Here is a 7,120-nt window from a genome sequence, read left to right on the forward strand (position 1 = left end):
AACTCGAACGCCTGCAGGCCGAAATCGCGGAATTAATTTCAATCCACGCACTCACATAGAGTGCGACTGTTTAGTCAATGAACGTCATGGGATCAAGAATTAGAATTTCAATCCACGCACTCACATAGAGTGCGACTACAGCAGCTTATGTAACCAAGTTTGAAGAAATGGAATTTCAATCCACGCACTCACATAGAGTGCGACTCCGTGAGAAGCAGATTGGTTGTAAGTCCGAACATTTCAATCCACGCACTCACATAGAGTGCGACGCTCTTTTCAATCCACGACCCCACATCACTTCAGGATTTCAATCCACGCACTCACATAGAGTGCGACATCGTCTCATTATTTTGATGAAATTCGTGATCACCTAATTTCAATCCACGCACTCACATAGAGTGCGACTTATTAAACCCTTTGCTAAGAAGTTGTCGGACAGAATTTCAATCCACGCACTCACATAGAGTGCGACGGCCCGCGTTATAGATTGCGCTGTGCAAATCGATAAATTTCAATCCACGCACTCACATAGAGTGCGACTAGTTTGCCAGATTGCAAACTATTAAGAAATAATCAGAATTTCAATCCACGCACTCACATAGAGTGCGACCCCAATCTCCCTCCTCGCCGAAAACAACGGCAAGATTTCAATCCACGCACTCACATAGAGTGCGACTGTTGCCGAATCTTTTACGTTAATTCCCTTTTGGCAACATTTCAATCCACGCACTCACATAGAGTGCGACAGCGTACCTTCTGGAGCCTTGTCCCACAAGGCTTCAGAAGGCACAAAGTGCGAACCTCTTTTTAAGGTACTATAAATTGAGCATATTTTCCACTAAAATCCCCGGGAACCCTTGTGGGACGCGAGGTGCGAACCTCCCAGGGATTTTATGTGCGCTTGGGGTTCGCACCGTGAATTCCATATGATAACTATCATGCCAGAGCACTAACAGCAGAACTGCTCTTAGTTCAAAGCAGGATACAGCGCGGAAACGCCTCCGGAAAGCCCTTGTTGTACCTGTCTGCTGATGTCATCAGCTAGAATCTCATAGAGATCTGCTTCGATCCCATCGATAGCTATCCGTGCCACATCCGCCGGGTCTAACTTCGGAGATTTAATACCAGCTGTCATAGCTGTATCGATGAAACCTACGTGCAGGCCGGCAACGCTAATGTTCTTCGGAGCCAGCTCCAAGCGAATCGCATTGGTCAATCCCCATTCAGCCGATTTCGCAGACGAATACGCGCCGCTTCCCCCTAGACTTAGCCACGATAGCACGGATAGAATATTCAGGATCGCTCCCCCGCCATTCTTCTCCATGACCGGTGCAAAGGCCCGAATCACCGATAATGTGCCATAAAAATGGGTGTTAAACTCCAAGTGGATGTCCTCCAGTTTTCCCGTAAGAAGTGAAGCACCTGTTGATACACCAGCGTTGTTGATAAGAAGCGTCACGTCCCCGGCGCGCTCTGCCGCTGCTGCCACGGATTCAGGGTCTGTGATATCAAGCTGCAACGGGATCGCCCCCGGCACATGGATGGAATCCGGATTTCTTGCCCCGGCATACACTTTAGCGCCTCTTGCCAGAAGCTCCTGAGCCAGATGTTTACCTAGTCCCCGGTTGCTTCCCGTCACGAGCGCAGTTTGATTCGAAATATTCATAGCGACCTCTCCTTTTTGGAACGATCATTCTTAAATGAGGAGAAAATATCTGAGCCCTCCTCGAAAGATCCATCCATCAGAAAGCTCAGATTACGTTTCAGTCCGTTATTCAAGAACAATCATTCTTAAATTAACAAAGGTTCCCCCTTTGTTGTGTAGATAGAATACTTCATTTAAGAACGATCAGTCAATTATTTTTTCGGTTTCAAGATGGCATGGATCGCTACCTTGCTCACATCTTCCAGCATTTTACGATCGGTTGCAGTTTTGCCCAGCACATATAATCCCTGTCTTGTATTAAGCAGAAACCGGGCCATTTCCTCCACACTCAGGCTGTCATTAAGCACACCTGATGGCTGACAACGCTGGAGAAAGCCAAGAAAAAAGTCCTCCATAGCCTGAAGATAAGACGCGATGCGTGCAGATATCTCCGGATCTGTAGCGCCCAATTCCATTGCCGTATTGGTAATGAAACAGCCGCGGCGCTGATTGTCGTTGTCCATAGCTCTGTCGATCAGTTCTTCAAAAAACCGTTCAAGGATATCCTGAGGCTCACCCGGCGTATTCAAAACCTGAAAAGCCCGGTCCTTATGCACGCCATGAAACCGTTCTAGGCAGGTCAGGAACAATTGATTCTTGTCGCCAAACGTATCATAGATGCTTCCGCGATGAACGCCGGTATGGTCCACTAAATCCTGAATCGAAGTTTTTTCATATCCTTTGCTCCAGAACAGATCCAGCGCTTTATCCAGTGCCTCGTCCCGATCAAACTCTCTTGGTCTCGCCATGGTTATCTTCCCTCTTCATTGATTTCATACCACTAAACCTTAAGATTAGTACATTTTATCAAAAAATTGCCGAGAATAGAAACCCTATATCCGACAGACACCTCATACATGTTTAATGCCAAGCATGGAAAGGATAAGGAAAAATGCTAATCAGCCCCTTCCCATAAATCTCTAACCAATATGGCAGCAGGAGGATCGCATGTTTCGAAAGCATAGGCCTAATCTCAATCAAGCGAATCTAGACGACGTGCAACAGACCGCCCTCTCTTCGTGGAAGGAATATAACACGCCGCTTTCCGACTCGTTTGAAGACAACGTTCGTCAATTGAAACTTATAAGGATTGCGACGATGTCGTCTTCCAATCTTTTCTCGTCGCAGGGAAGTTTCCAGCGCTCATGGCATACGTGGATGGTCTGACGAATACGGAAGAGCTGGATGAGAACGTGCTTCGGTCTTTAATGAGCATTGATCCGAAGGAAGCGGAAGAATGGATCCAAGCAGATGAGCATCAAGAGCGGTTCATCCCCATCTCATCAAGCGGTCCGGTAAACAATTGGCAGGATGGCCTTCTCCATCTCTCTGGCGGACACGCGTTGCTGCTTGTTCAGGACAAAGGGTTCTTCCTGAGTGTCACCCGATTTGAGACTCGACAGATCGTAGAACCGGAGACCGAACCAGTCATTCGCGGGCCTAAAGACGGGTTTATCGAATCGATGCGCATTAATACTGCCTTGCTCCGCCGCAAGATCCGTACCCCACGGCTGAAAATGAAAACATTGCAGATCGGACGGTTAACCGCTACTTCCGTGACGATCGTGTACATACAGGACCTTGCTGATCCGAAAGTGATCCAGACAGTCTGGGATCGCTTGCAGCAAATCGATATTGATGGGGTGCTGGAAAGCAGCTATCTGGAGGAATTTATCGAGGATCATCCCTACTCGCCGTTTCCTCAGGTGAAGCCCTCGGAACGGGTGGACGTGGTTGCATCCAGCCTGCTGCAGGGCCGAATCGCCATAGTGACAGACAATACACCGGTTGTGCTTACGCTTCCGATTACGTTGCCGTCCCTGCTGCAATCCCCTGAGGATTATTATGAACGTTACACGTTCAGTACAGCGGTTCGCTGGCTGCGGATTGCTCTGTTCATCTGCTCCATCACCTTACCGTCTTTATACATCTCCATCATGACATTTCACCAAGAGATGATTCCGACGCAATTGCTGAACAGCATCGCTTCCGCCAGGGAAGCCATTCCTTTCCCGACCTTGATCGAGGTGCTGATCATGGAGGCCGCCTTCGAATCGCTGCGGGAAGCGGGCATCCGATTGCCGAAGCAGGTCGGCTTTGCCGTCACCATTGTCGGTGCGCTCGTCATTGGGGAAGCTGCCGTCTCGGCTGGCATTATATCGTCCCCGATTGTGATTGTCGTCGCTTTTACCGGGATCGCTTCATTCACCGTGCCGCGGTTTGCCGCTGGTTTGCCCATACGTCTGCTGCGATTTCCGCTTACGGTCATTTCCGGCATCTTCGGCTTGGTCGGCATGATGATCGGGCTGATTGTGTTATGCATTCACCTGTGCTCCATCAAATCATTCGGCGTTAACTATATGTCGCCATTCGCTCCTATCCGTACCGGTGACTTTAAAGACGTGATTGTCCGAGCCCCTTGGTGGAAAATGAATCAACGACCTTCAACGGTTCACGGCAATCCCAATCGTCAGCCCGTCTCCAAGCCGTCTGCGGATCGCAAAGAATAAACAGGAAACAGAAAGAAAGGAGAGTTCGAAACAGGATGGAACAAGGGAGAATATCCGACGGACAAGTCGCCTACTTGCTATACGTCACTGTTATTGCAACCTCGATTCTGATCATGCCGTCCATAGCAGGGCAACAGGCAGGCCGTGACTTTTGGCTGTCGGCCATCATCGCTGCTGTTTTTGGCTTTTGGGGAATCTTTATCGCCTTGTCCTTGAACAAGCTGTACCCGGGACTCCATCCATTTGAGATGTTCGAACAGCTCCTCGGTTCCTATCTGGGCAAGCTGCTCGGCATCGTTTATCTGTTCTTTTTCCTGCACGCAAACGCCTTGTTCATTCGACAATATGCGGAGTTTGTCATCACGGTATTTTTGCCCAAAACGCCTGTCCCCGCCATTATCGGCTTGATGGCTGCGGTCTGTGCGCTGGCTGTACGAGGCGGCATCGAGGTGCTGGCCCGAACCGCTCAATTATTCCTGCCGATCTCCCTCATTGTCTGGTTCGGCTTGTTGCTGATTACGATTCCTGATTGGGAATTCCAGAACATCTTGCCGATTCTGGAGTTCGGAGCGCTGCCCAGCCTTAAAGGAGGCTTCTTGCTACAAACCTGGTACGGCGAATTTATAATGCTCGCTTTCCTGATCCCGTTCCTTTCCAGCGGCAAGCATATTAAGAAATACAGTCTTTGGGCGCTGGTCGGAGTGATCATAACTTTTGTGCTGATCAGTTTTTCATCGCTGCTCATTTTCGGCATCGAAACAACAAATTTCATTTATCCATTCTTTGAAGTCATCCGTTATATCAACGTGGGTTCTTTTTTTGAAAATATCGACGCATTGCCGCTGGCCTTCTGGATACTGACCATTTACTTGAAAATCTCCGTATTCCACTACGCGATGGTGTATGGGACCGCCCATCTGTTAAAGCTGAGCGATTATCGCAGCTTGTCGCTTCCGTTGTCATTGCTGCTCGCAGCAACCGGGTTATGGATTGTGCCGAACACGCAGAAGCTGATCGATTTCTTCTCAAGCGTCTCGCCCACCTATTTCACTTGCTTCAACACCTTGCTGCCCTCCATCGTGCTGCTCGCGGCATGGATTCAGCGCAAAGTAAAGGGGTGAAGGCATGAGTCAAGTCAAACGCGCCTGTATATGCATCCTTCTGGTCCTGTTCTGTCTACTGGGGCTATGCGGCTGCTGGGATCGGAAAGAGATCAATGATGTCAACATCATTACTGCTGTCGGTCTCGATCTGAACGACCAGGAAGACATCGAATTGACGGTGCAGTTTTTGGTTCCGCAATCGTCCGGACGTCAAAGCATGAGTCCCAGCAACGGACCGAGCACTTCGTCGGTGACTGCATCCGGCATTACGCTGGCTGATGCTGTCTCCAAGCTTCAGGCGAAAGTGCCTCGACTTTTATTCTGGGGTCAGACGGAGATTTTACTGTTCAGCGAAAAGTTCGCCCGCCGCGGCATTGTGGAAGAGATGGATTACTTGCTGCGCAATCCGGATTTTCGTCTGACGACGTTTGTCTATGTTAGCAAAAATAAACCTGCCGATGTGCTCGGCAAAAGCCCTAGGATGGAAACTTCTACTGCGGACATCCTGCAGAAATTCGCGTCGCTGCATCTAAAGCTGAGCATGACCATTAAGGATTTGAAGAGCGCCCTGCACAGCAAGGCGGGGGCCTTCACCTTGCCTATGGTAGAGCTGACAGGCGAGCAACCCTCGGCCAGACGCGACACCACCGCTATTTTCAAATCGGATCGGATGGTGGGACAAGTCGGTTCCGCAACTTCGCAGGGCATCTTGTGGATGACAGACAAGCTTCATGAAGCGACCATCAATCTGAAGATCGAGGATTATCCGGGGGATATTTCCCTGCGAGTCTTTCGTTCCCATACGCGCCTGAAGCCTCGGTATGAGAACGGCAAATGGAGTATGGGCATTCATATCGACTGCGAGAACGATCTCATCCAGAATTCGACCCGTCTGACAACAAGCAACCCGCAAGCCGCGCCGCTGATCGAGAATGCTGCCGAACAAATGCTTACCAACCGCCTCAAGGAGACCATCCAATACGCGCAGCAGCAACAAGCGGACATCTTCGGTTTCGCCGACGCGTTTCACCGAAAATATCCGCATGAATTCAATCGTGTGAAAGACGAATGGGAGACGATCTTCCAGAATCTTGAGATCGATATTCACCCGAAATTCGTGATGAGACGCATCGGCATGATGCGAGTCCCATCCAAATTATCCACCGAAGAGGGGGGAGAATGAGCCATGCCTAGCTTGCAGCTCGCTTATGGTTTTCTTATTGCCGCTATCGTGATTGGGTTTGAATGGAAGCAACTGCGCAAGAAGCAGCGTAAAGAAAAAACGTGGGTCGCCATCTTCAGCCTCGCTGCCGCGACCCTATACAGTCTGATCGTGTTCTACCCCGAGTTGCCTGGACTGAACGAAGCCGTATCAACCGTGCTGATTCCCGTATCAAGCTGGCTCGGGTTGGAGTAGAGTGCGATCGCGCTAGGGAAGCCCTATAAACCCAAGGAGGGATAATTTCAATCCACGCACTCACATGGAGTGCGACAATCCATGAAATGCCTCCTTTCAACCTAACGCGATATATTTCAATCCACGCACTCACATAGAGTGCGACTCGAGGCGTCTCCCCAAAAACCATTGTCAGTTACCAGGATTTCAATCCACGCACTCACATAGAGTGCGACACCAACCTAACCAAACCATACCTAACCATACCCAACATTTCAATCCACGCACTCACATAGAGTGCGACCTCAACCGTTTCGTAGTATTCGAGCACGGTCGATTTCAATCCACGCACTCACATAGAGTGCGACCATCCTAACGTTCGCCTATCACGCTGTCATCGCGCTAG

The 7,120-nt window shown here is 49.6% G+C and carries 6 protein-coding genes and 2 CRISPR repeat arrays; of the genes, 4 read left to right on the forward strand and 2 right to left on the reverse strand.

The annotated features are described in order from the left end of the window. Nucleotides 1–35: 35 nt before the first annotated feature. Nucleotides 36–746: direct repeats of the CRISPR family, unit length 32 nt; unit sequence ATTTCAATCCACGCACTCACATAGAGTGCGAC. A 221-nt stretch (nt 747–967) separates the two neighbouring features. Then, entirely contained in the window at nt 968–1,666 is a 699-nt protein-coding gene (locus CHH67_RS12930; protein WP_095265606.1) for an SDR family oxidoreductase, read from the reverse strand. Between the two features lie 191 nt (nt 1,667–1,857). After that, the gene (locus CHH67_RS12935; RefSeq protein WP_095265607.1) at nt 1,858–2,454 is read right to left on the reverse strand and encodes a TetR/AcrR family transcriptional regulator; all 597 of its coding nucleotides are present in this window, start codon (nt 2,452–2,454) and stop codon (nt 1,858–1,860) included. Between the two features lie 324 nt (nt 2,455–2,778). Here CHH67_RS12935 and CHH67_RS12945 point away from each other — a divergent pair, with 324 nt between their 5' ends. The 4 genes from CHH67_RS12945 to CHH67_RS12960 are packed head-to-tail and all read left to right on the forward strand — an operon-like array spanning nt 2,779 to nt 6,735. After that, nucleotides 2,779–4,215, forward strand: a complete 1,437-nt coding sequence (locus CHH67_RS12945; RefSeq protein WP_095265609.1) for a spore germination protein — start codon at nt 2,779–2,781, stop codon at nt 4,213–4,215. Between the two features lie 35 nt (nt 4,216–4,250). After that, the gene (locus tag CHH67_RS12950) at nt 4,251–5,336 is read left to right on the forward strand and encodes a GerAB/ArcD/ProY family transporter (RefSeq protein ID WP_095265610.1); all 1,086 of its coding nucleotides are present in this window, start codon (nt 4,251–4,253) and stop codon (nt 5,334–5,336) included. Nucleotides 5,337–5,340: 4 nt separating this feature from the next. Continuing rightward, entirely contained in the window at nt 5,341–6,501 is a 1,161-nt protein-coding gene (locus CHH67_RS12955; protein ID WP_095265611.1) for a Ger(x)C family spore germination protein, read from the forward strand. Between the two features lie 3 nt (nt 6,502–6,504). Beyond that, nucleotides 6,505–6,735 carry a hypothetical protein gene (locus CHH67_RS12960; RefSeq protein ID WP_095265612.1) on the forward strand — a complete coding sequence of 77 codons (231 nt, stop codon included), beginning with the start codon at nt 6,505–6,507 and terminating at the stop codon, nt 6,733–6,735. A gap of 44 nt (nt 6,736–6,779) precedes the next feature. After that, nucleotides 6,780–7,082: direct repeats of the CRISPR family, unit length 32 nt; unit sequence ATTTCAATCCACGCACTCACATAGAGTGCGAC. Nucleotides 7,083–7,120: the final 38 nt, after the last annotated feature.

This window comes from Paenibacillus campinasensis (assembly GCF_002272015.1).
Classification (GTDB): domain Bacteria; phylum Bacillota; class Bacilli; order Paenibacillales; family Paenibacillaceae; genus Paenibacillus_AQ; species Paenibacillus_AQ campinasensis.

Coding starts and splice junctions, on each gene's coding strand:
- CHH67_RS12930 (WP_095265606.1), bottom strand. CDS start 1,666: ATGAATATTTCGAATCAAACTGCGCTCGTGACGGGAAGCAACCGGGGA.
- CHH67_RS12935 (WP_095265607.1), bottom strand. CDS start 2,454: ATGGCGAGACCAAGAGAGTTTGATCGGGACGAGGCACTGGATAAAGCG.
- CHH67_RS12950 (WP_095265610.1), top strand. CDS start 4,251: ATGGAACAAGGGAGAATATCCGACGGACAAGTCGCCTACTTGCTATAC.
- CHH67_RS12955 (WP_095265611.1), top strand. CDS start 5,341: ATGAGTCAAGTCAAACGCGCCTGTATATGCATCCTTCTGGTCCTGTTC.
- CHH67_RS12960 (WP_095265612.1), top strand. CDS start 6,505: ATGCCTAGCTTGCAGCTCGCTTATGGTTTTCTTATTGCCGCTATCGTG.